Annotated in this window: 17 protein-coding genes; 1 reads left to right on the forward strand and 16 read right to left on the reverse strand. The window is 40.1% G+C overall.

Features of this window, described 5'->3' with window-relative positions:
* Positions 1–2: 2 nt before the first annotated feature.
* The 8 genes from rplW to ACQQ2I_RS19805 all read right to left on the reverse strand — a co-directional run bounded on the left by rplW (position 3) and on the right by ACQQ2I_RS19805 (position 6,994).
* Positions 3–287 carry a 50S ribosomal protein L23 gene (gene rplW / locus ACQQ2I_RS19770; RefSeq protein WP_431028430.1) on the reverse strand — a complete coding sequence of 95 codons (285 nt, stop codon included), beginning with the start codon at positions 285–287 and terminating at the stop codon, positions 3–5.
* Positions 287–910, reverse strand: coding sequence for a 50S ribosomal protein L4 (gene rplD, locus ACQQ2I_RS19775; RefSeq protein ID WP_431028431.1), 624 nt, complete (start codon positions 908–910; stop codon positions 287–289). Before rplD ends, rplW begins: the two co-directional genes overlap by 1 nt.
* Before the next feature lie 26 nt (positions 911–936).
* Positions 937–1,566 carry a 50S ribosomal protein L3 gene (gene rplC / locus ACQQ2I_RS19780; protein WP_391374313.1) on the reverse strand — a complete coding sequence of 210 codons (630 nt, stop codon included), beginning with the start codon at positions 1,564–1,566 and terminating at the stop codon, positions 937–939.
* A gap of 47 nt (positions 1,567–1,613) precedes the next feature.
* Complete coding sequence (gene rpsJ, locus ACQQ2I_RS19785) at positions 1,614–1,922, reverse strand: 30S ribosomal protein S10 (RefSeq protein ID WP_004233624.1); 309 nt, start codon at positions 1,920–1,922, stop codon at positions 1,614–1,616.
* A gap of 568 nt (positions 1,923–2,490) precedes the next feature.
* Complete coding sequence (locus ACQQ2I_RS19790; protein WP_431028432.1) at positions 2,491–4,473, reverse strand: FtsX-like permease family protein; 1,983 nt, start codon at positions 4,471–4,473, stop codon at positions 2,491–2,493.
* Positions 4,463–5,224, reverse strand: coding sequence for an ABC transporter ATP-binding protein (locus ACQQ2I_RS19795; protein ID WP_431028433.1), 762 nt, complete (start codon positions 5,222–5,224; stop codon positions 4,463–4,465). Before ACQQ2I_RS19795 ends, ACQQ2I_RS19790 begins: the two co-directional genes overlap by 11 nt.
* A 103-nt stretch (positions 5,225–5,327) precedes the next feature.
* A complete protein-coding gene (locus ACQQ2I_RS19800) occupies positions 5,328–6,320 on the reverse strand; it encodes a sensor histidine kinase (RefSeq protein WP_431028434.1) in 993 nt (330 codons plus the stop codon).
* Positions 6,317–6,994, reverse strand: coding sequence for a response regulator transcription factor (locus ACQQ2I_RS19805; protein WP_431028435.1), 678 nt, complete (start codon positions 6,992–6,994; stop codon positions 6,317–6,319). The genes ACQQ2I_RS19800 and ACQQ2I_RS19805 overlap by 4 nt, the downstream gene beginning before the upstream one ends.
* A gap of 823 nt (positions 6,995–7,817) precedes the next feature.
* Between ACQQ2I_RS19805 and ACQQ2I_RS19810 the strand changes: the two genes are divergently transcribed.
* Entirely contained in the window at positions 7,818–8,705 is an 888-nt protein-coding gene (locus tag ACQQ2I_RS19810) for a LysR family transcriptional regulator (protein WP_431028436.1), read from the forward strand.
* 54 nt (positions 8,706–8,759) lie between these two features.
* Here the strand turns inward: ACQQ2I_RS19810 and ACQQ2I_RS19815 are convergent, their stop codons facing one another.
* From ACQQ2I_RS19815 to rpoB, 8 genes are all read right to left on the reverse strand, one after another.
* Positions 8,760–10,943, reverse strand: coding sequence for a malate synthase G (locus ACQQ2I_RS19815; protein ID WP_431028437.1), 2,184 nt, complete (start codon positions 10,941–10,943; stop codon positions 8,760–8,762).
* A gap of 597 nt (positions 10,944–11,540) precedes the next feature.
* Positions 11,541–12,728 carry an elongation factor Tu gene (tuf, locus tag ACQQ2I_RS19820; RefSeq protein WP_431028438.1) on the reverse strand — a complete coding sequence of 396 codons (1,188 nt, stop codon included), beginning with the start codon at positions 12,726–12,728 and terminating at the stop codon, positions 11,541–11,543.
* Between the two features lie 130 nt (positions 12,729–12,858).
* Entirely contained in the window at positions 12,859–14,937 is a 2,079-nt protein-coding gene (gene fusA, locus ACQQ2I_RS19825) for an elongation factor G (protein ID WP_431028439.1), read from the reverse strand.
* A 78-nt stretch (positions 14,938–15,015) separates the two neighbouring features.
* Positions 15,016–15,486: a 30S ribosomal protein S7 gene (gene rpsG, locus ACQQ2I_RS19830; protein WP_332649144.1), complete on the reverse strand. Its 471-nt coding sequence runs from the start codon at positions 15,484–15,486 to the stop codon at positions 15,016–15,018.
* A 50-nt stretch (positions 15,487–15,536) separates the two neighbouring features.
* On the reverse strand, positions 15,537–15,956 hold the full coding sequence (gene rpsL, locus ACQQ2I_RS19835) for a 30S ribosomal protein S12 (protein ID WP_431028440.1): 420 nt from the start codon (positions 15,954–15,956) through the stop codon (positions 15,537–15,539).
* A gap of 97 nt (positions 15,957–16,053) precedes the next feature.
* The gene (locus ACQQ2I_RS19840) at positions 16,054–16,305 is read right to left on the reverse strand and encodes a ribosomal L7Ae/L30e/S12e/Gadd45 family protein (RefSeq protein WP_431028441.1); all 252 of its coding nucleotides are present in this window, start codon (positions 16,303–16,305) and stop codon (positions 16,054–16,056) included.
* Between the two features lie 126 nt (positions 16,306–16,431).
* Positions 16,432–20,121, reverse strand: coding sequence for a DNA-directed RNA polymerase subunit beta' (gene rpoC, locus ACQQ2I_RS19845; protein ID WP_431028442.1), 3,690 nt, complete (start codon positions 20,119–20,121; stop codon positions 16,432–16,434).
* 187 nt (positions 20,122–20,308) lie between these two features.
* A complete protein-coding gene (gene rpoB, locus ACQQ2I_RS19850; RefSeq protein ID WP_431028443.1) occupies positions 20,309–23,869 on the reverse strand; it encodes a DNA-directed RNA polymerase subunit beta in 3,561 nt (1,186 codons plus the stop codon).
* Between the last annotated feature and the right edge of the window lie 29 nt (positions 23,870–23,898).

Raw genomic sequence — 23,898 nt, forward strand, 5'->3', positions numbered from 1 at the left:
GATTAGATTTCGAATAATTCGATTTCTTTTGAATCAGCAGTTAATTTAACGATCGCTTTACGACGTTTGTTAGTGTAACCACCAAATTTACCAACGCGTTTGAATTTACCTTTGTAGTTCATGATGTTTACTTTCTCAACTTGAACGCCGAAGATTTCTTCAATTGCATCTTTAACTTGAGTTTTGTTAGCGCGAGTGTCTACTTCGAAAGTATACTTTTTCTCTGCCATAATTTCAGAAGAACGCTCAGTAATGACCGGACGTTTGATGATATCACGTGCTTCCATTATCCAAGCACCTCCTCAACTTTAGTTACTGCATCTTTAGTGAATACAACTTTTTCGTGACCTAAAAGATCAAGAACGTTGATTCCAGCTGCAGTTAAAACAGTAACACCAGGGATGTTACGTGCAGATAATGCTACGTTTTCGTTAAGCTCAGCTGTTACGAAAAGAGCTTTTTTGTTGATTTCTAATGCTTTTAAAATAGCAGCGAAATCTTTTGTTTTTGGTGCATCTAAGTTTAATGCATCAAGAACTAAGAAGTTTTGTTCTAACACTTTAGCTGATAAAGCTGATTTAAGAGCTAAGCGACGAACTTTCTTCGGTAATTTGTAAGAGTAGCTACGTGGAGTTGGACCGAATACGATACCACCACCGCGCCATTGTGGAGAGCGGATCGAACCTTGACGAGCACGACCAGTTCCTTTTTGACGCCATGGCTTACGACCACCACCAGCAACTTCAGAACGGTTTTTAACTTTGTGATTACCTTGACGTAGAGAAGCGCGTTGAGCGATTACTGCGTCGAATAATACTGCTTCGTTTGGCTCGATTCCGAAGATCGCATCGTTTAATTCGATTTCGCCAACTGAAGCACCTGTTTGACTAAGTACAGACACCTTTGTCATTCCTGTGTCCTCCTTTCTTCAGAGAATTATTTAGATTTTACTGCAGTTTTTACTGCAACAAGAGCTTTTTTAGAACCAGGAACATTACCTTTAACTAGTAATAAGTTGCGTTCAGCATCAACCTTAACGATTTCAAGGTTTTGGATTGTTACAACATTACCACCCATTTGACCAGGTAATTTCTTTTGTTTGAATACGCGGTTCGGAGCAACAGGACCCATTGAACCAACACGACGGTGGTAACGAGAACCGTGAGACATAGGACCACGAGATTGTCCGTGACGCTTAATAGCACCTTGGAAACCTTTACCTTTAGTCACACCTGTTACATCAACTACATCGCCTTCTGCGAAAATTTCTACTTTGACTTCTTGACCAACTTCGTATTCTGCCACGTTAACGTTGCGGAACTCACGAATGAAGCGCTTAGGAGCAGTATTTGCTTTAGCTACATGACCTTTTGCTGGTTTGTTAGCAAGCTTTTCGCGTTTGTCTTCGAAACCAACTTGAATTGCTTCGTAACCGTCAGTTTCAACAGTTTTCTTTTGAAGAACTACGTTTGCAGAAGCTTCGATTACTGTTACTGGGATTAAATCACCGTTTTCAGCGAAAACTTGAGTCATGCCAATTTTTCTACCTAAGATTCCTTTAGCCATTCGTCACACCTCCTATAAATTTTGAAAAGTTATATTTGTTTTTACCATTAAAGTTTGATTTCGATATCAACGCCAGATGGTAAGTCAAGTTTCATTAACGCATCAACAGTTTGTGGTGTTGGGTTAACGATATCGATTAGACGTTTATGCGTACGCATTTCGAATTGCTCACGAGAATCTTTGTACTTGTGAACAGCACGTAGGATTGTGTACACAGACTTTTCAGTTGGTAACGGAATCGGACCTGACACGCTAGCACCTGAACGTTTAGCTGTTTCTACGATTTTTTCAGCAGATTGATCAAGAATACGGTGATCATACGCTTTTAAACGAATACGAATCTTTTGTTTTGCCATAATTTTCCCTCCTTCTCGCCTATTTTCTAGACATTCTCCACGAAAATTTCCCACACACTCGCCATGGCAAAGCGGCCGGGTGTGTCGGCAACCTCTCGCTTCATCGCAGTCAAAGACCAACATTCAACATTATATACAATAAAAAAGAAGTTCGCAAGTGTTTTAGCAAAATTCTTTTTTTATTATCTATAACATTATATCTTTATATGCATTCGCTCTTTTTGAGCCGTTACCTAGTATATAAGAGTATGAAACCGAAAGCAACCAAAAAGGGAGCAAAGCGTTGTAGATGAAATATTCGGAATACTAAACGCAAACAAGCAAGCTTCATTTCTAACAGGAGTAACTATATTAAATAGGAAGAGTGTATGGATTTATTTATAAGTTTTACGCAATTCGAAATAAGCATTTCCGCAGATACTCATAAAACGTATACATTCCTTTCGCGTTCATTAGAAATGGGCGTCCAGAAAGTTTTCTGGACACCCTCTTCTTAATAAGTATCTACTTGAAAAATATTGCTCCTACAGTGGTCGCATCAAAATGCCTTTTCAGATGCCCCTCTTATCTATAAAGATTGCTTAATCACCTTTTTGTAATAACTGATGGACAATACAGCAAATAGCATATACATCGCAATATACAAGCTCATTGTGATCAGTAATGGGGCAACTAATTCTGAGCCAAATAAAAACCAGCCTGACTTCACCGCAAAATAACTATGCAGTAACCCAATGAACAACGGCACACCGAAGTTAAACGCCTGCTTTTTATAAATCCCTCGCATAATGTCCTGCTGCGAGAAGCCGATTTTACGTAAAATTGTATACGATGGTAGCTCCTCATCCGCCTCCGACATTTGCTTAAAGTATAAAATACTCCCTGTTGCCAGTAAGAAGGCTAAACCGAGGAAGGCCGTTGTGAAAATCACTACCCCCATCGATTTAATCGTTCCACTACGAGCTTGTTCAAATGAAGGTTGGTAAATGGTTTCAACAACTTTTTCACCACTTTCATCATGAACTTCCTTTGAAAGGTTGTTCATGTTCATTGCTTGGTAAAGCGATTCTGCACGTTCTTCATATTCTTCTGTCACCTCAACAGAAATTTGCTTTGCAAAAGGCATCGTTGCTACTGTTGGCAATGCAGCAAATTGCATATCTGTTACGATAAAGATTGGTGCGCCACCACCGATGGCTGATCCGCCCAATAAATCTTCCCGTACTTCTGTAATACGCATTTCAAAAAGCTGTTCATCTGCCTGTACAGTTGGTACGCTATCTACTTTGATAGGAAGCATTTGTGCCAACGTACCTACATGATTGGTCACTAACACTTCCCCCTCAGAAAGAGTAGTATACTCTGGTACGATTTGCTGAAAATCAGAAAGTGGTATAACCGTTGTTTCAGCATCTAAATTTATGAGCGGGCTATTTTTTAAATTGACATCCACTATTTCACTCACATTGACCTTTACCTGCTTTAAGCGGTAAGTTGTTGTTTCATACGGAATGTCATTCATTTCAAGCGCCGCTAAAAACTTTTCCCCTTCCTCATCAAACACGGTAAAATCGGTAGGTGAAGTCACTCTAGCCTGACTAGCTGCCGAATAATAAGTGATATACGAAAGTGTTGTAATCGCTAGAGACACCGCTGTAAGTACTGTAATTAGCGTTAATGACTTTGCATTCCCCTTCATCCGATGCATAATCGGCGTCACTGCAAGTACATCCACTGAGCTTAAATGGCCATTTTTCTTGAGGCGAATTAAATTCATGACAAACGATACGGAGAAGCGGAATACTAAAAATGTACCACCTATAGTCGTTACTAAAATGATGATCATATTTAAAAATAAATTGCTTGCACTTTCTAAATCAAATAGCTTTGTCGAAGCATAATAGCCGTACACAATGAGTCCAATACCAATCGCCCCAACAATCATTTGTACTGGGCTAAAACGCTTCACGCGCTCGTCAGCCTGTTTAGACGCTGTAAATAATGATAATAACGACACACGACGAATGATAAATGCCATTTGAATTAAAATGACGAGTAATAATACCCCAAAAATAAGCGCTGTCCGAACAATTGCCTCCGTACTAAAGGTCATGCTGACAACTGTATCGTAGTCGAGTACCTTCAATAAAATCATGGCAAAAATCCGAGAGCTTAAAAAACCAGCGCCCATCCCAATCACAACTGCTCCGACAAATAAAAGCATATTTTCTAATGCAATTAATCGAACAATTAACCCTTTTGTCATCCCGATTAACTGATACAGTCCGATTTCTTTACTGCGACGCTTCATAAATAAATGATTGGCATATAACACGAAAAACGTCACGATAAAATACAGTAAGTACGATGCTGCTTCAAATCCAGCTGTAGCTGTACCACTTTTTTCTGTAGCTTTTAACACCGAGTCATTAAATTGCAACGTAATAAATGAAAAATAGAGCGTGACACTAAAAATAAGCGCAAAAAAGTATAAATAGTAATGCTTAATATTTTTTTGCATACTACGCAGGACAAGTTGGCTAAGCGTCATAGCCATCACCACCTAGCACACTTTGCGTATTCAAGATTTGTTGGAAAAACTCATTACGCGATTTCTCACCTTTATAAAGCTCCGTATAAATTTGCCCGTCCTTTAAAAATAGCACGCGACTACAAAAGCTTGCTGCGACGGCATCATGTGTCACCATCATAATCGTTGCCTGCTTTTCTTTATTAATCTTCTCTAAGTTTGCAAGTAGCGCCGTAGCCGATTTAGAATCTAGCGCTCCAGTCGGTTCGTCAGCAAATATAATAGAAGGATTAGAAATGAGTGCACGTGCTGCAGACGTTCGTTGCTTTTGTCCTCCTGAAATTTCATTTGGGTATTTACCGACAATATCTTCAATCCCTAAAATCCTCACAAGCTCTTTAAATCTCGCTTCTGCGGCTGCCTTTGGAATTTTACTGATAGACAGCGGAAGCAAAATATTTTCCTTCACTGTTAATGTGTCGAGTAAATTATAATCCTGGAATATGAAGCCTAGCTGCTCACGTCGGAAGTTTGCGAGCACTTTTTCCTTCATCCCTTGTAATTTTTGTCCGTTGATTTCCACTAGTCCTTCTGAAACAGCATCAATCGAACATAATACATTTAATAACGTCGTTTTCCCTGATCCAGAAGGACCCATAATGCCGACGAACTCTCCTTTATTTACTTCTAAATCAATTCCCTTTAATACTTCCTGTTGTAATGCACGTTTACCATACGTTTTACGGATTTTCCTTGCGATTAAAATGGGCATCTCTCTCATCCTTTACTTCAACTTGTTGCTTTTATTTTATCTTGTTCATACATTCGTTTCGTGCGTTTTACATGACAAATAAAAACGGTACATGACATTTTCGTCACATACCGTACGATTTATGATATTCATTGTCCATTGGGAACTGAATGGTCACCGTTGTCCCCACATTTACTTGTGACGTCATTCGTAGCTGAATCCCTAATTTCTCGGCAGATTGTTTGGCTAAATAGAGGCCCATTCCTGTTGCAGCCATCGTTTCTCGACCAATAGTCCCCGTATACGATTTTTGAAATACACGTGGTAAATCTTCCGCTGCAATGCCACAACCTGCATCTTGCACATACAAACAGACATGCCCTTGTGTATCTTGTTCTGTGTAAATATGAATTTCCGTATTTGGTTTACTGTACTTCACTGCATTCGAAAAAATTTGTCTAAAAATAAAAGCCAGCCATTTGGCATCGGTTGTAACTACTTCCTCCAACTCACCTATTTCAATCCCAATTCCTTTTTCTAAGCACCAAGAACGCAATTCACGTATTTCTTTATAGATCACCGATTGCAATACAACTTTCTCTAAGCGGTTATCCTTTTCAATCGTCGATAGCCGTGTCGCATGAAGCTGCTGATCAAGTAATAGATAAATGCGGAGCCATTCATATTCTATACGCTCTTTTAATGTCCCCTGCTCTATTTGATCGGTCATTAGCTTTAGCGCGGTCATCGGGGACTTCATTTCATGTACCCACGCAAGAATTTCATCATGTCGCTCTAATGCATCTAGCTTTTGCTTGTTCATTTGTTGCTCTAGTTCATGTATTGTTTTATTGACATGCTGTAACATTTGCTGCTGAAACGGTGAAACTTCATCCTCTATTGCAGCCCCACTACAAAAAGTGCGCAACTGCTTTAATTCTTTTACATAACGCCAGCTAAAGAAAATGAGGAAAAGCAATACGTTTATCAGATTGATGTACCGTATCGACACATCCGAAAATCCATCATCTAAAAAGAATAAAATATTCATCCATAGTTGCAGACAGATAAAAAAAGCAATCCATGCAAGTCGTTCTTTCAAAAATAACCATATCATTGTGACACCGCCATATAGCCTAGCCCTTTTTTCGTCACAATGACATCTTCTAACCCAATTTCTTCAAGTCGTTGGCGTAGTCGATTTACATTGACGGTTAATGTATTATCGTTGACGAAGCGTTCATCATCCCAAAGCTGCCGCATCAATTCATCACGTGACACAATTTGTCCACTCGATTTGAGCAACACCTTCAAAATAAACAGTTCATTTTTCGTTAATTCAATGTGCTTCCCATTATATTCAACCGTTGCACGATCATAATCAATGAGGGCATCGTTCCATCGAAGTATTTCAGTTGGTTGCTCTTGATAATCATATGTACGCCGAAGTAATGCCTGTACTTTTGCTAATAGTACTTCCATATGAAAGGGCTTTTGCACAAAATCATCGGCCCCCATTTGCATCGCCATCACCATATCCATCGGGTGATCTCGGGAGGATAAAAATAAAATCGGTACCTTTGAAATGGCTCGTATTTCGCGGCACCAATGAAAGCCGTCAAAAGCCGGTAACTGAATATCAATAATGACAAGCTGCGGCTGCTCCGCTAAAAAATCGTCCAGTACATGCTGAAAGTTGGATGGTCCGATTACATCAATTGACCATTGCGCGAAGCGTTCCTTAATGACTTCAAAAATCGATTCATCATCTTCTATTAAATATACTTTCACGTCTTTCGCTCCTCTCAACAAATGTGCATCTATTTCATTATACACTTTTTGTAAAATATCAATATAGACAAGTATGTAACAAAATTACAAAGTATAACGCTTCCGTTGTTGATTTCTAATATTTCAGATTAATTGTATAATGATTAGTAATTGTGTTTTACATTCATACTCGTAATGAGCAAAAATACATCCTAAAAATACCAGTGTGATAGTAAAAGATATTAAGTTAAAGCATAATCGTAGCCTCCGCGCTTTGCCACAGCCTACACAGGAGCTAAAACAGGCGTGGCCTGTTTGGATCTCCTGTTCCTGCTCCTGACGTTGCACTTTCGTCGCAAAGAAAATCTTGGCTCCTGTGGCTATGGCGCACTACGGCAAAAAGTGAATACTTCTCGATATGCTAGAAAAACATTTCTCTTCTCAAAAAGAAATCATTTTCTTTCTATTTGCATGTATAATCGCCCACCCTCTACCCTAATGAATTAGAATGTTTCATTATTTTTAAGCAACCGATTATTTTATGAAACAATAGTTACTTGTAGCGAAGGCGCAAGACTCCTACGGGAAAAGCGAGACAATCAAGACCCCGCAGGAAATTTATTTGCGACGAAAGCGTAGCAACAGGAGCACCGAAGTATGAGCGACGAGGAGGCTTGATCTCGCCCGTGGAAAGCGAGTGCCGGAGCGGAAAGCAACGGTTACTTAAATGGTATTATATATTTAGAGATTTACTCATTATGAATTCATATAAATAGTTTTATACGAAATATTTTTTATATTGCTATAACAATTAATCTATTTCCGTTTATAAGGAGGGCTTGTTTTGGACATTCGTCAAATTGAATATTTTGCAGAGGTTGCGAAACACCTAAGTTTTACAAAAGCTGCTTCTACTTTACATGTATCACAGCCTTCTATTAGTAAAGCCATTCAAAATTTAGAAGCCGAGCTAGGTGTGCCGTTATTCTATCGCTCATCTAAGCAGTTAGAGCTAACAGATGCAGGGCAAGCGGTATTAGTGAATGCGAAGCAAGTATTAGAAGCATTTAAAAATTTACGCTCCGAGTTAACCGACTTAATGGATTTAAAAAAAGGACAAATCCGTATCGGTATTCCACCGATTGTCGGTGCAGAGTTTTTCACAAAATTAGTAAGTCAGTATAAGGAACAATACCCTTATATCGAAATTATCTTATCAGAAGTGGGGACAAAAAAAATTCGCCAAGGGGTGGAAGCAGGTGAATTAGATATCGGTCTTATTTGCAATTTGTGTGTAGCCAATAATCAGTTAGAAACAATCAGTATACTAAAGGACCCGCTAATGTTAATTGTTCATCGGGATCATCCACTTGCGGCTCGTCCTTTTATCAAATTATCTGAGCTTGAAAAAGAAACATTTGTCATTTATCGTAAAGACTTCACCTTATATGATCGTATTATTGAAGAGTGTGCCAAAAATGGCTTCTTCCCTACCATTGCATGTGAAACATCACAGAAGGATTTAATTATTGAAATGGTCGCAGCTAAATTAGGTATCGCTCTACTCCCTAAAAAAATTTGCGAGAAAATAAAAGATGATACCATTGTCGCTATCCCATTTGATGAAGAACATATCTTTTTAGAACTAGGGTTGGCGTGGAAAAAAAATAAATACTTATCCTATGCTGTACGGGAGTTTATTGCACTGGCACATAATTTTATTTCTGACTAAACAAAAAAGACACATCTCAAAGCGGAGATTGTGTCTTTTTAAATAGTGTATTGCTTAAGCGTTTACTGTACTACCGTATTTCGCTTTTGCTTCCAAACGTTTTTTGTGTAAAATTGGCTCTGTATAGCCGTTTGGTTGATCATAGCCTTTGAATACTAACTCAAAAGCTGCTTGGAATGCTACGGATTCTTCGTAATTTGGCGCCATTGGACGGTATGTTGCATCGCCAGCATTTTGCTCATCTACGACTTTCGCCATACGCTTCATTGTTTCTACAACTTGTTCTTCTGTGCAAATACCATGATGTAACCAGTTTGCCACGTGCTGACTAGAAATACGAAGCGTTGCACGGTCTTCCATCAGGCCGATGTCGTTGATGTCAGGTACTTTCGAACAACCTACCCCTTGTTCTACCCAACGTACAACATAGCCTAAAATACCTTGCGCATTATTATCTAATTCTTGTTGGATTTCCTCTGGACTCCAGTCTGTTGTTGGTGAAACCGGAATTTGTAAAATCGAATCTGTGAAGTCTTCTGAGCTCGATAAACCTTTTTGTACGTCTTTTACGTTTACTTGGTGATAGTGCGTTGCGTGTAATGTCGCAGCTGTTGGTGATGGCACCCAAGCTGTATTTGCCCCTGCTTGTGGGTGACCGATTTTTTGCTTTAACATTTCCGCCATTAAATCTGGCATTGCCCACATACCTTTACCGATTTGTGCGCGACCTTGTAAGCCCGCATCAAGGCCTACTACTACGTTTGATTTTTCATATGCTTGTAACCAAGTAGAAGATTTGATTTCATTTTTGCGAATTATTGGACCAACTTCCATTGATGTATGGATTTCATCACCTGTACGATCTAGGAAGCCTGTGTTAATGAATACAACACGGTCTTTTACTTCTTTAATACATGCTTTTAAGTTTAGTGATGTACGACGCTCTTCATCCATTACACCAATTTTTAATGTGAAACGCTCTAAGCCAAGTAAGTCTTCTACGCGACCAAATAATGTATTGGCAAATGCCACTTCTTGTGGACCGTGCATTTTTGGTTTTACGATATAAATAGAGCCTTTTTGAGAATTTTTGTGTTGACCATTACCTAATAGCTCATGTTTTGAGATCAAGCTTGTCATGACGCCATCTAAAATTCCTTCTGGTACTTCATTTCCATCTTTATCTAAAATAGCACTGTTTGTCATTAAGTGCCCTACATTACGAACGAACATTAATGAACGACCTGATAATGTAACTGTTTCACCGTTTAATCCTGTGTATGTGCGGTCAGGATTTAATGTACGTTCCACTGTTTTTGGACCTTTTTGGAACGTAGCGACTAAATCACCTTTCATTAAACCTAACCAGTTGCTGTATACTAATACTTTATCTTCTGCATCAACCGCTGCAACAGAGTCTTCACAGTCCATAATTGTTGTAACAGCTGATTCTAATACGATATCTTTCACACCTGCTGCATCCGTCTTTCCAATAGGATGCGCACGGTCGATTTGAATCTCGATGTGTAAGTCGTTATTTTTTAATAACACAACTGTTGGCTCTTCAAGTGTTCCTTGATAGCCTACTAATTTTGAAGCATCTTCAAGACCCGTTGTGTCACCGTTTTGTAATGTAGCGATTAACTCGCCATCTACAATCGCATATTTCACTACATCTGTATGTGAAGCACCTTTCAGCGCCACCGCTTGATCTAATACATTTTTAGAGTAAGCAATTACCTTTTCCCCACGAACTGGGTTATAGCCTTTGCCTTTTTCAGCACCATCTTCTTCACTAATTGCGTCTGTACCATATAACGCATCATATAAACTTCCCCAACGAGCATTCGCTGCGTTGATAGCATAACGAGCATTGTTTACTGGTACTACTAATTGCGGACCAGCTTGCACAGCAATCGCATCATCTACATTTTCAGTTGAGACTTTGAATGGTTCCACTTTTGGCTCAAGGTAACCAATTTCTTGTAAAAATGATTTGTATGCATTAAAATCAAAGTTCTCTTTGTTTTCCTTATGCCAGTTATTAATTAACTCTTGTAGCTCATCGCGACGTGCCAAAATTGCTTTATTTTCCGGTGCTAAATCGTGAATTAATGTATCCAATCCAGCCCAAAATTGCGCTTGCTCTACACCGCTTTCCGGAAGTGCTTTTGTATTTACAAAATCATAAAGCTCAGAAGCTACTTGAAGATTTCCTACTTGAATATAATTTGTCATAAATAAATCCCCCTTGTGACTACTCACTAATAAGAGAAAACTCTCTCCCCTTGCGTATCTTCATTATAAATCGATTCACCTTTAGAAATGAAATACATATTTTGAATAGTCATTATTCGATTTAGTTATATAACAACTTTAAATAATAAAAATTGTTATATAACTGAAAGGGTTATAATCTTATAGACAAATAAGCAGGACGTATTTTAACTAGAATCGGGCAATGCCAATACCTTTAAAAAGCTAATATATATATTGGCAAGCGCGCTTATTTTCCTTTTATTGTTAATAGAATCGTGTGAAACGTTGATTTCCGTTCCATTCGGCTCGCTTTCCACGGGCATGGCTTCAGCCTCCTCGTCGCTCGTACCTCGCTCCTGCCGGGTCTTCAGCTCATGCTATTCCCGTAGGAGTCTCGCCGATTCCGCTTCAATCAACGGGCAAGTCATTTTTGATCACTTTTTTTTAAAAACACGCTTCTATACAGGAAATATTTTGATAATCAACACACCTGATAAAAAGCATATTTTCCATAAACAACAAAAAAACCTTGAGAGCGTCCCCTCAAGGTTTTTAGAAAATTAGCGTTAGCTAAAATTATTTTTGGATAGAAGCAACTACGCCAGCGCCTACAGTACGGCCACCCTCACGGATAGAGAATTTAGTACCTTCTTCAAGAGCGATTGGAGCGATAAGTTCTACTGTCATTTCGATGTTATCGCCAGGCATTACCATTTCAACGCCTTCTGGTAAGTTACAGATACCTGTTACGTCAGTTGTACGGAAGTAGAACTGAGGACGGTAGTTAGAGAAGAATGGAGTATGACGGCCACCCTCTTCTTTTGATAAAACGTAAACTTCAGCTTTGAAGTTTGTGTGTGGAGTAATTGAACCTGGTTTAGCTAATACTTGACCACGTTGGATATCTTCACGAGCTACACCACGAAGTAAAGCACCGATGTTGTCTCCAGCTTCAGCGTAGTCTAATAATTTACGGAACATTTCTACACCAGTAACAGTTGTAGATTTTGCTTCTTCTTGAAGACCAACGATCTCAATTACGTCACCAACTTTAACTTGACCACGTTCAACACGGCCAGTTGCTACTGTACCACGACCAGTGATAGAGAATACGTCCTCTACTGGCATCATGAATGGTTTGTCAGTTTGACGCTCTGGAGTTGGGATGTAAGAATCTACAGCATCCATTAATTCAACGATTTTTTCTTCCCATTCTGCTTCACCTTCAAGAGCTTTAAGAGCAGAACCTTTGATTACAGGGATATCATCGCCTGGGAAGTCATATTCAGAAAGTAGGTCACGGATTTCCATTTCTACTAATTCTAATAATTCTTCGTCATCAACCATATCACATTTGTTCATGAATACTACTAAGTAAGGAACACCTACTTGACGAGATAAAAGGATGTGCTCACGAGTTTGTGGCATTGGGCCGTCAGCAGCAGATACTACTAAGATACCGCCGTCCATTTGAGCAGCACCAGTGATCATGTTTTTAACATAGTCAGCGTGTCCTGGACAGTCAACGTGTGCATAGTGACGAGTATCAGTTTCATATTCTACGTGAGAAGTGTTGATTGTAATACCACGCTCTTTTTCTTCTGGAGCGTTATCGATGTCAGCGTAAGATTTAGCTTCGCCACCCATTTTTTTAGATAATACTGTTGCGATAGCAGCAGTTAAAGTTGTTTTACCATGGTCAACGTGTCCGATTGTACCAATGTTAGCATGCGTTTTCGAACGGTCAAATTTTTCTTTAGCCATTAGAGAAAGCCTCCTAAATATATGTTTTAATTTTTTTTATGTTATAACTGCATGGCAAGTAAGGGCCCTTCCTTGCCATGTCAATCATAGCTTACAAGTTATTTATACTTGATACAAGATGAAAATTCAATTATTCACCTTTATTTTTTTTGATGATATCTTCAGCAATTGACTTTGGTACTTCTTCATAATGATCGAATACCATTGAGAATGTACCGCGACCTTGTGTTGCTGAACGTAAAGTTGTAGCATATCCGAACATTTCAGATAGTGGAACCATTGCACGTACTACTTGAGAGTTACCGCGAGCTTCCATACCCTCAACGCGTCCGCGACGAGCAGTAATGTTACCCATGATATCACCAAGGTACTCTTCTGGAATTACAACTTCTACTTTCATCATTGGCTCTAAAATAACTGGGCTACATTTAGATGCAGCAGCTTTTAGTGCCATAGAAGCAGCGATTTTGAACGCCATTTCGTTTGAGTCAACATCATGGTAAGAACCATCGAATAATTTCGCTTTGATGTCGATTAATGGGTAACCAGCAACTACACCGCGGTCAAGCGAGTCACGAAGACCTGCTTCAACTGCTGGAATGTATTCACGTGGTACTACACCACCAACGATAGCATTTTCGAATTCGAAGCCTGCTCCCTCTTCATTTGGAGAGAACTCGATCCATACGTCACCGTATTGACCACGACCACCTGATTGACGAGTAAATTTACCTTGAACTTGTGCAGAACCACGGAATGTTTCACGGTAAGATACCATTGGCGCACCAACGTTACATTCAACTTTGAATTCACGTTTCATACGGTCAACAAGGATGTCTAAGTGTAACTCACCCATACCTGAGATGATTGTTTGACCAGTCTCTTGGTCAGTGTGAGCACGGAATGTTGGATCTTCTTCTTGTAATTTTTGTAAAGCTTGACCCATTTTATCTTGGTCAGCTTTTGATTTTGGTTCTACAGATAAAGAGATAACTGGCTCTGGGAATTCCATAGACTCTAGGATAACAAGGTTTTTCTCGTCACATAGAGTATCACCAGTAGTCGTATCTTTAAGACCTACAGCAGCAGCGATGTCACCAGCGAATACTTTAGAAATTTCTTCACGGCTGTTCGCGTGCATTTGTAGAATACGACCTACACGTTCACGTTTACCTTTTGTAGAGTTTTGTACGTATGAACCTGAATCAAGGATACCAGAGTACACACGGAAGAACGTTAATTTACCTACGAATGGGTCAGTCATAACTTTAAATGCTAAAGCTGAGAATGGCTCTTCGTCTGATGATTTACGTTCTAATTCTTCATCACCATCAGGATTTGTACCTTTAATTGCTGGTACATCTACCGGAGATGGTAAGTAGTCGATTACTGCGTCAAGCATTTTACGAACACCTTTGTGTTTGAATGCTGTACCACAGATTACAGGATAGAATTCTACTGCGATTGTCGCTTTACGGATAGCCGCTTTAAGCTCAGCAACAGTAATTTCTTCACCTTCTAAGTATTTCTCCATAAGATCTTCATCAACACTTGCAACAGCGTCGATTAATTTCTCACGGTATTCTTCAGCTTGATCCATATATTCAGCTGGGATTTCGCCTTCAGTTACAGCAGTACCTTCTTCGTTACCGTAGAAGACAGCTTTCATTTCAACTAAGTCAATGATTGCTTTGAACTCATCTTCAGCACCGATTGGTAATTGGATTGGGTGAGCGTTAGCTTGTAAACGCTCATGTAAAGTACCTACAGAATATAAGAAGTCTGCACCCATTTTATCCATTTTGTTGATGAATACGATACGAGGTACGCCGTAAGTTGTAGCTTGACGCCATACTGTTTCAGTTTGAGGCTCAACACCAGATTGAGCATCAAGAACTGTTACCGCACCATCAAGTACACGTAAAGAACGTTCTACTTCTACAGTGAAGTCTACGTGTCCAGGAGTATCGATGATGTTTACACGGTGACCTGCCCATTGAGCTGTTGTTGCTGCAGAAGTGATTGTAATACCACGTTCTTGCTCTTGCTCCATCCAGTCCATTTGAGAAGCACCTTCGTGAGTTTCACCAATTTTGTGAATCTTACCAGTGTAATAAAGGATACGCTCAGTTGTTGTTGTTTTACCAGCATCAATGTGAGCCATGATCCCAATATTACGAGTATTCTCTAAAGAGAATTCGCGTTTCATAGGAAATTTCTCCTTCCATATTGGGTGTAGACTATATAAAACCTTGTACTGACCAAACGAGTCAGTACATAGGTTATATTACCAGCGGTAGTGAGCGAATGCTTTGTTCGCTTCTGCCATTTTGTGCATATCTTCACGTTTCTTAACTGAAGCACCAGTGTTGTTAGATGCATCTAAGATTTCATTAGCTAAACGCTCTTCCATCGTTTTTTCACCACGAAGACGAGAGTAGTTCACTAAGTAACGAAGACCTAAAGTTGTACGGCGTTCTGGACGAACTTCAACCGGTACTTGGTAGTTAGAACCACCAACACGACGAGCGCGTACTTCAAGAACTGGCATTACATTGTTTAATGCCGCTTCGAATACTTCTAGAGGATCTTGACCTGAACGTTCTTTAACAAGTTCGAACGCACCGTATAAAATCTTTTGAGAAGTACCTTTTTTACCGTCAATCATCATTTTATTAACTAAACGAGTTACTAGTTTTGAATTATAAATTGGATCTGGTAACACGTCACGTTTGGAAACAGGACCTTTACGAGGCATGTGTTTTCCTCCTTTCAGATGAATATCTATTTTAGAATTTGTAGTTTAAATTATTTTTTCTCTTTTGGACGTTTTGTACCATATAGAGAACGAGATTGCATACGGCCGTTAACACCAGCAGTGTCAAGTGCACCACGAACGATGTGATAACGTACCCCTGGTAAGTCTTTTACACGACCGCCACGGATAAGAACAACACTGTGCTCTTGTAAGTTGTGGCCTTCACCAGGAATGTAAGCTGTAACCTCGATTTGGTTAGTTAAACGTACACGAGCGTATTTACGTAACGCTGAGTTAGGTTTTTTAGGCGTCATAGTACCTACACGAGTACAAACACCACGTTTTTGTGGAGATTTAACATCAGTTAAAGATTTTTTAAATGAGTTATATCCTTTGTTTAACGCTGGTGAGTCTGATTTCGTGCTTTTAGATTTACGAGGCTTACGTACCAATTGGTTAATTGTAGGCATCGATTTTTCCTCCCTTCATTGGATCCTTGTAATACCACACATCCAGGTGGTTCATTTTTTGGGTAAAAACAAAGTCTTTGTGTATCTTACACAAAAACTACATCGCAGTAACCGCAACAACTGCAGCTCCAACTTGAATGCCGCAAGCTTTCCCAAGTTCTTTTTTCGACTCAACGAGATGAACTGGTATCCCGATTTCTTTCGCGAGAAGAATGGCCGGATCGGTTACCCAACTGTCTGCATCAAGTGCAATAAAAACTTTGGTCACTTGTCCAGCACGCATCGCTTTCACTGCTTGCTTTGTACCTATGATTGTTTGACTAGCCTGTGTTACTTTATCATAAGACATTTTCATATCCTCCGAAGTACAGACAGTTAACTATCAACCTTGAATATATTATCATCCCTAATACCGAGTGTCAACTAATATCTTTAAAAATCCCGGGTAGGAACATGCCTACCCGGAATACATCATTTATTCAAATGCAGTTAATTCTTCTTCCGTTGCATCTATATCATCTGCAATGCGGATTTGACGGTAACGTTGCATACCAGTACCTGCAGGAACAAGTTTACCGATAATTACGTTTTCCTTCAGACCAAGGAGCTCATCACGCTTACCTTTAATCGCTGCATCCGTTAACACACGTGTTGTTTCTTGGAATGATGCAGCAGATAAGAACGATTCTGTTTCAAGAGACGCTTTTGTAATACCGAGGATTACTGGGCGACATGTTGCAGGGTTTTTCCCACTTAAAACAGCCTCTACGTTTGCCTCAGCAAATTGATGCACATCTAGTAATGAACCTGGTAATAGCTCTGTATCACCCGCTTCAATTACGCGCACTTTACGAAGCATTTGACGAACCATTACTTCGATGTGCTTGTCACCAATTTCTACCCCTTGCATACGGTATACTTTTTGTACTTCTTTCAACAGATACTCTTGAACTGTTGCTACATCTTTTACTTTTAATAATTGTTTTGGATCGATAGAACCTTCTGTAAGAATTTGACCAGGCTTCACTTCATCACCTAGCACTACTTTCAGACGTGAATTATATGGCGCCTGATATTTACGTGTTTCTACTTCACCTGTAATTGTGATTTCTTTTAAGCCTTCGCGAATTTCTTCGATGTCTGTAACCGAACCTGAGATTTCAGAAATAACCGCCTGCCCTTTCGGATTACGTGCCTCAAAAATCTCTTGGATACGTGGAAGACCTTGTGTAATATCGTTTCCGGCTACCCCACCTGTATGGAATGTACGCATCGTTAACTGCGTACCTGGCTCACCAATCGATTGAGCAGCGATAATACCTACCGCTTCCCCAACTTCTACTTCGTCGCCAGTAGCTAAGTTCATACCGTAACATTTTTTACATACTCCATGCTTTGTATTACATGTGAATGCAGAACGGATTGTTACTTGCTCGATACCAGCTTCTTCAATAACTTTTGCGATATCTTGTGTAATTAATCCATCACGTTCTAAAACAACTGCCCCTGTTTCAGGGTGTAGGATTGTTTTCTTCGTATAACGCCCTACGATACGCTCATCTAGTGCTTCGATAACCTCGTTACCTTCCATTAACGCACCGATTGTTAAACCACGGTCCGTACCACAATCATCTTCACGAACGATTACGTCTTGTGCAACGTCTACTAGACGACGCGTTAAGTAACCTGAGTCGGCCGTTTTTAACGCTGTATCGGCAAGACCTTTACGCGCACCGTGAGTCGAGATGAAGTACTCTAATACCGTTAAACCTTCACGGAATGAAGATTTGATTGGTAACTCGATAATACGACCAGCTGGGTTGGCCATCAGACCACGCATACCAGCAAGCTGTGTAAAGTTCGATGCGTTACCACGGGCACCAGAGTCAGACATCATGAAGATTGGGTTTGTTTTTTGTAAAGAGTCCATCAGCTTGCCTTGGATAACATCCTTCGCTTTTGACCAGATCTCGATTACGCGATCATAGCGCTCTTCCTCTGTGATTAAACCACGACGGAATTGCTTCATCACTTTGTCTACTTTTTCCTGTGCTTCTTCAAGGATTTTACCTTTATCAGGTAATACCTCGATATCCGATACACCTACTGTAATACCAGCACGAGTTGAGTATTTGAAACCTAAGTCTTTCATGCGGTCAAGCATTTTAGAAGTTTCAGTAATTTTAAACTGCTTAAATACTTGTGCGATAACGTTTCCTAAGAATTTCTTACGGAATGGTGGCACAGCTGGAATCGAATCAAAATGCTTACGTAATATAGCTTGGCGTTGCGCTTGGATTTGTTCATCTTCTGATAATGAAGCATATCCTTCCGTTGCTTCCACCTCTGCAAGTGCTTCTGCATCAATTGTTAATTTCACAAAATACTTCTCAGGTGTTTTATCTTCTAAGTTTGTATCTGTTGGTTCATTAATGTAAGGGAACGATGCCGGTAAAATTTCGTTGAAGATTACCTTACCAACAGTCGTTAATAAGAACATGCTATTTTGCTCTTCCGTAAACGTCGGGTTGTTTAATGAAGAAGCTTTAATCGCAATACGTGTGTGTAAATGCACATGACCTGTTTGATATGCAATTAACACTTCATCTGGACCGTAGAAGATAGCGCCTTCACCACGTGCACCTTCACGCTCAAGCGTTAAGTAGTAGTTACCTAATACCATATCTTGAGACGGTGTTACAACTGGTTTACCATCTTTCGGGTTCAGGATGTTTTGAGCTGCTAACATAAGTAGGCGAGCTTCTGCTTGTGCTTCTGCTGATAATGGTACGTGTACCGCCATTTGGTCACCATCGAAGTCAGCGTTATAAGCTGTACATACTAATGGGTGAAGACGAATGGCACGACCTTCTACTAATGTCGGCTCGAATGCTTGAATACCAAGACGGTGAAGCGTCGGGGCACGGTTAAGTAATACCGGATGCTCACGAATAACGTCTTCTAAAACGTCCCATACTTCATTGTGCATACGCTCGATTTTACGCTTTGCACTCTTAATGTTATGCGCAAGACCACGTTCTACCAGTTCTTTCATAACAAAAGGCTTGAATAACTCAATCGCCATTTCTTTTGGTAGACCACATTGGTACATTTTTAAGTTTGGACCTACTACGATAACGGAACGACCAGAATAGTCTACACGTTTACCAAGTAAGTTTTGACGGAAACGACCTTGTTTCCCTTTCAGCATGTGTGAAAGCGATTTTAATGGACGGTTACCAGGACCTGTTACTGGACGACCACGACGACCGTTATCAATTAAAGCATCTACTGCTTCTTGTAACATACGTTTTTCGTTTTGTACGATGATGCTTGGTGCACCAAGATCCAGTAAACGTTTTAAACGGTTGTTACGGTTAATAACACGACGGTATAAATCGTTTAAGTCAGAAGTTGCGAAACGACCACCATCTAATTGCACCATTGGACGAAGCTCAGGTGGAATAACAGGCAGTACATCAAGAATCATCCAAGATGGCTTATTGCCTGAGTTACGGAATGATTCTACTACTTCAAGGCGTTTAATCGCACGTGTACGGCGTTGTCCTTGAGCAGTTTTTAACTCTTCTTTTAACATAACCGTTTCTTCTTCTAAGTCGATTTGTTCAAGAAGCTTTTTAATCGCTTCTGCGCCCATCGCCGCTTCGAATGTATTACCGAATTTTTCACGGTATGCACGGTATTCTTTTTCAGAAAGTAGTTGTTTATGTTCTAAATTTGTACCTGCAGCATCAATTACTACATAAGATGCAAAGTAAATGACTTCCTCAAGTGCACGTGGTGACATATCTAAAATCAGCCCCATACGACTTGGGATACCTTTGAAGTACCAAATATGCGATACAGGAGCAGCTAATTCAATATGCCCCATGCGCTCACGACGAACCTTTGCACGTGTTACTTCAACACCACAACGATCACAAACTACACCTTTATAACGAACACGTTTGTATTTACCACAGTGACATTCCCAATCTTTTGTTGGTCCAAAGATTCGTTCACAGAAAAGACCATCTTTTTCTGGTTTTAATGTACGGTAGTTGATTGTTTCCGGCTTCTTCACTTCACCATAAGACCAAGAGCGAATCTTGTCTGGAGAAGCTAAACCAATTTTCATATATTCAAATTCATTAACGTCTATCAAGGAGCCTACCTCCCTTTAGTATAAGTCCTTTAATGACTTTTCCGTAGCTCGACATTTAATGGCAAAAAAAGTTTAAACGCTATCCGATTAAACTTTTTGCACAGGAAAATTACATCAGTAATAAATGTGGGCAGGCAATACCTGCCCATGAAATTTATGACTTTGCTAAAACATTTAGTACATTTTATTATTCAAATGATTCTACTGGCTCTTCTTCCGCAGCTGGTGCAATATTTAATGCATCTGCCGGTTGAAGATCGTCTTCATCATCTAAATCACGAAGCTCTACCTCTTCATCATTGATTGTTAACATCTTAACATCCATACCTAAAGATTGAAGCTCTTTGATTAATACTTTAAATGATTCTGGTACACCTGGTTCTGGTACACTCTCACCTTTTACGATTGCTTCATATGTTTTCACACGACCTACAACATCATCTGATTTTACAGTTAAAATCTCTTGTAATGTGTAAGCAGCACCGTAAGCTTCAAGTGCCCATACCTCCATCTCACCAAAGCGCTGACCACCGAATTGTGCTTTACCACCAAGCGGTTGTTGCGTTACTAATGAGTATGGACCCGTTGAACGTGCATGTAATTTATCGTCAACCATGTGCGCTAGTTTGATCATATACATGACACCAACAGATACACGGTTGTCAAACGGCTCACCTGAACGTCCATCATAAAGAATCGTTTTACCATCGCGGTTCATACCAGCTTCTTCCATCGTATCCCAAACATCTTCCTCATTAGCGCCGTCAAATACAGGCGTAGCCATGTATTCACCTAAGTAGCGTGCAGCCATTCCTAAGTGTAGCTCTAATACTTGTCCGATGTTCATACGAGAAGGTACCCCAAGTGGGTTTAACATAATGTCAACTGGTGTGCCATCTGGCATAAACGGCATATCTTCTTCCGGTAAGATGCGAGAGATAACCCCTTTGTTACCGTGACGTCCGGCCATTTTGTCCCCAACGCGAATTTTACGTTTTTGAACAATATATACACGAACTAATTGGTTTACACCCGGTGGTAATTCATCGCCATCTTCACGATTGAATACTTTTACATCTAGAACGATACCGCCAGCCCCGTGAGGTACTTTTAATGAAGTATCACGTACTTCACGTGCTTTCTCACCGAAGATTGCATGAAGTAGTCGTTCTTCAGCTGTTAACTCTGTAACCCCTTTAGGCGTTACTTTCCCTACTAAGATATCGCCATCGCGAACTTCCGCACCAATACGGATGATCCCGCGTTCGTCTAAGTTACGCAGTGCATCTTCCCCAACGTTTGGAATATCACGTGTGATTTCTTCAGGTCCTAGCTTTGTATCACGAGACTCTGATTCATATTCTTCAATATGAACAGATGTATATACATCGTCTTTTACAAGGCGCTCACTCATAATAACCGCATCCTCGTAGTTAAAACCATCCCATGTCATGAACGCAACAAGTACGTTTCGACCAAGTGCTAATTCGCCGCTTTCCATTGATGGACCGTCAGCTAAAATATCACGTGGTTTTACACGGTCGCCCACTTTTACGATCGGGCGTTGGTTATACGATGTACCTTGGTTTGAACGAATGAATTTTTGTAATTTGTATTTTACTAAGTCGCCTTTTACCTCTTTGCCGTCAACTGTTTCAATTGTACGGACATGGATTGAACGAGCTTCTACATGCTCCACAATCCCATGGTATTTAGCGACAACAGCAGCACCAGAGTCACGCGCGTCAACGTGTTCCATACCAGTACCAACAAATGGTGCCTCTGGATTTAATAACGGAACCGCTTGACGTTGCATGTTCGCACCCATAAGCGCACGGTTTGAGTCATCGTTCTCTAAGAACGGAATACAAGCTGTGGCAGCAGATACGACTTGCTTTGGTGATACATCCATGTAGTCAATGACTTCACGTTTGAACACCGTGTTATCACCACGGAAACGTCCTACTACTTCTTCGTTAGCAAACGTTTTATCTGGGTTTAATATGGAGTTCGCTTGCGCTACTACATAGTTATCTTCTTCATCCGCCGTTAAGTAGTTAATTTGCCCTGTTACTTGACCAGTTTCAGGGTCTACACGACGGTAAGGCGTTTCGATAAAGCCGAATTTGTTTACTTTTGCGAACGATGAAAGCGAGTTAATCAAACCGATGTTTGGTCCCTCAGGCGTTTCAATCGGACACATACGGCCATAGTGAGAGTAGTGAACGTCACGTACTTCCATACCAGCACGTTCACGTGTTAAACCACCAGGTCCTAATGCAGATAAACGACGTTTGTGCGTTAACTCTGCTAATGGGTTTGTTTGATCCATGAATTGCGATAACTGTGAGCTACCAAAGAACTCTTTAATCGACGCAATCACCGGACGGATGTTGATTAGCTGTTGTGGTACGATAGCTGCTGTGTCATTGATAGACATACGCTCACGTACGACACGCTCCATACGAGATAAACCGATACGGAATTGGTTTTGCAGTAGCTCACCAACAGAACGTAAACGACGGTTACCTAAATGGTCGATATCATCCGTATTACCTACACCATATAATAAGTCAAAGAAGTATGAAACCGACGCTAAAATATCAGCTGGTGTAAGATTTTTTACTTCTTCATCGATATATGCATTAGAAATTACATTAATTTCTTTTTGTGATTCATCATTTGGGGCATAAATTTTAATCGATTGTACCGTAATATCATCCTCTAATACGCCACCTACTTGTGATAGCGTACGGAAACCAACACCTTTTTCTAAATAAGGTATTAATTTATCCAATGTACGACGATCGATTAATGTACCCTTTTCAACTAAAACCTCACCAGTTTCTGGATCAGCTAATGTTTCTGCAATCGTTTGGTTGAATAAACGATTTTTAATGTGCAGCTTTTTATTCATTTTATAGCGACCAACATTCGCTAAATCATAGCGTTTTGCATCGAAGAAACGTGAGTAAAGTAAACTTTTCGCACTTTCAACTGTTGGCGGCTCACCTGGACGTAGACGCTCGTAAATTTCAAGAAGCGCTTTTTCAGTGCTCTCTGTATTATCCTTTTCAAGTGTATTACGTAAGTACTCGTTATCACCGATAATATCGATAATTTCTTGATCCGAGCCAAAACCTAACGCACGTAACAATACAGTGACTGGCAGTTTACGTGTACGATCGATACGAACGTATACAACATCCTTTGCATCCGTTTCGTATTCAAGCCATGCTCCACGGTTCGGAATGACCGTAGCACCGAAGCCTTTTTTACCGTTTTTGTCCGTTTTATCATGGAAGTAAACACTTGGAGAACGAACTAACTGCGAAACGATAACACGCTCAGCACCGTTAATAATAAACGTTCCTGTTTCTGTCATTAATGGGAAATCACCCATAAACACATCTTGCTCTTTTACTTCATCTGTTTCTTTGTTGTGTAAACGCACTTTTACGCGTAATGGCGCAGCAAAAGTTACATCACGTTCTTTACATTCATCAACATCATACTTAGGCTCACCTAATGTATAGTCGACAAACTCAAGTGAAAGATTACCTGTAAAATCTTCGATTGGAGAAATGTCGTGGAACATCTCGCGCAACCCTTCTTCAAGGAACCACTCATAAGATGCTGTTTGAATTTCGATTAAGTTCGGAAGCTCCAGCACCTCATTAATACGCGCAAAGCTTCTACGCTGGCGGTGTTGTCCGTACTGAACTAGTTGACCTGTCAACTCATTCACCCCTCAATAAAGCGATAATAGGTCTTTGC

Origin of the sequence: Lysinibacillus sp. LZ02, from assembly GCF_050613145.1 — a bacterium.
GTDB lineage: Bacteria > Bacillota > Bacilli > Bacillales_A > Planococcaceae > Lysinibacillus_B.

Coding starts and splice junctions, on each gene's coding strand:
- ACQQ2I_RS19815 (WP_431028437.1), bottom strand. CDS start 10,943: ATGACAAATTATATTCAAGTAGGAAATCTTCAAGTAGCTTCTGAGCTT.
- ACQQ2I_RS19800 (WP_431028434.1), bottom strand. CDS start 6,320: ATGATATGGTTATTTTTGAAAGAACGACTTGCATGGATTGCTTTTTTT.
- ACQQ2I_RS19790 (WP_431028432.1), bottom strand. CDS start 4,473: ATGACGCTTAGCCAACTTGTCCTGCGTAGTATGCAAAAAAATATTAAG.
- tuf (WP_431028438.1), bottom strand. CDS start 12,728: ATGGCTAAAGAAAAATTTGACCGTTCGAAAACGCATGCTAACATTGGT.
- rplW (WP_431028430.1), bottom strand. CDS start 287: ATGGAAGCACGTGATATCATCAAACGTCCGGTCATTACTGAGCGTTCT.
- rplD (WP_431028431.1), bottom strand. CDS start 910: ATGACAAAGGTGTCTGTACTTAGTCAAACAGGTGCTTCAGTTGGCGAA.
- ACQQ2I_RS19795 (WP_431028433.1), bottom strand. CDS start 5,224: ATGCCCATTTTAATCGCAAGGAAAATCCGTAAAACGTATGGTAAACGT.
- rpsL (WP_431028440.1), bottom strand. CDS start 15,956: ATGCCTACAATTAACCAATTGGTACGTAAGCCTCGTAAATCTAAAAGC.
- rpsG (WP_332649144.1), bottom strand. CDS start 15,486: ATGCCTCGTAAAGGTCCTGTTTCCAAACGTGACGTGTTACCAGATCCA.
- rplC (WP_391374313.1), bottom strand. CDS start 1,566: ATGGCTAAAGGAATCTTAGGTAGAAAAATTGGCATGACTCAAGTTTTC.
- ACQQ2I_RS19840 (WP_431028441.1), bottom strand. CDS start 16,305: ATGTCTTATGATAAAGTAACACAGGCTAGTCAAACAATCATAGGTACA.
- rpsJ (WP_004233624.1), bottom strand. CDS start 1,922: ATGGCAAAACAAAAGATTCGTATTCGTTTAAAAGCGTATGATCACCGT.
- fusA (WP_431028439.1), bottom strand. CDS start 14,937: ATGAAACGCGAATTCTCTTTAGAGAATACTCGTAATATTGGGATCATG.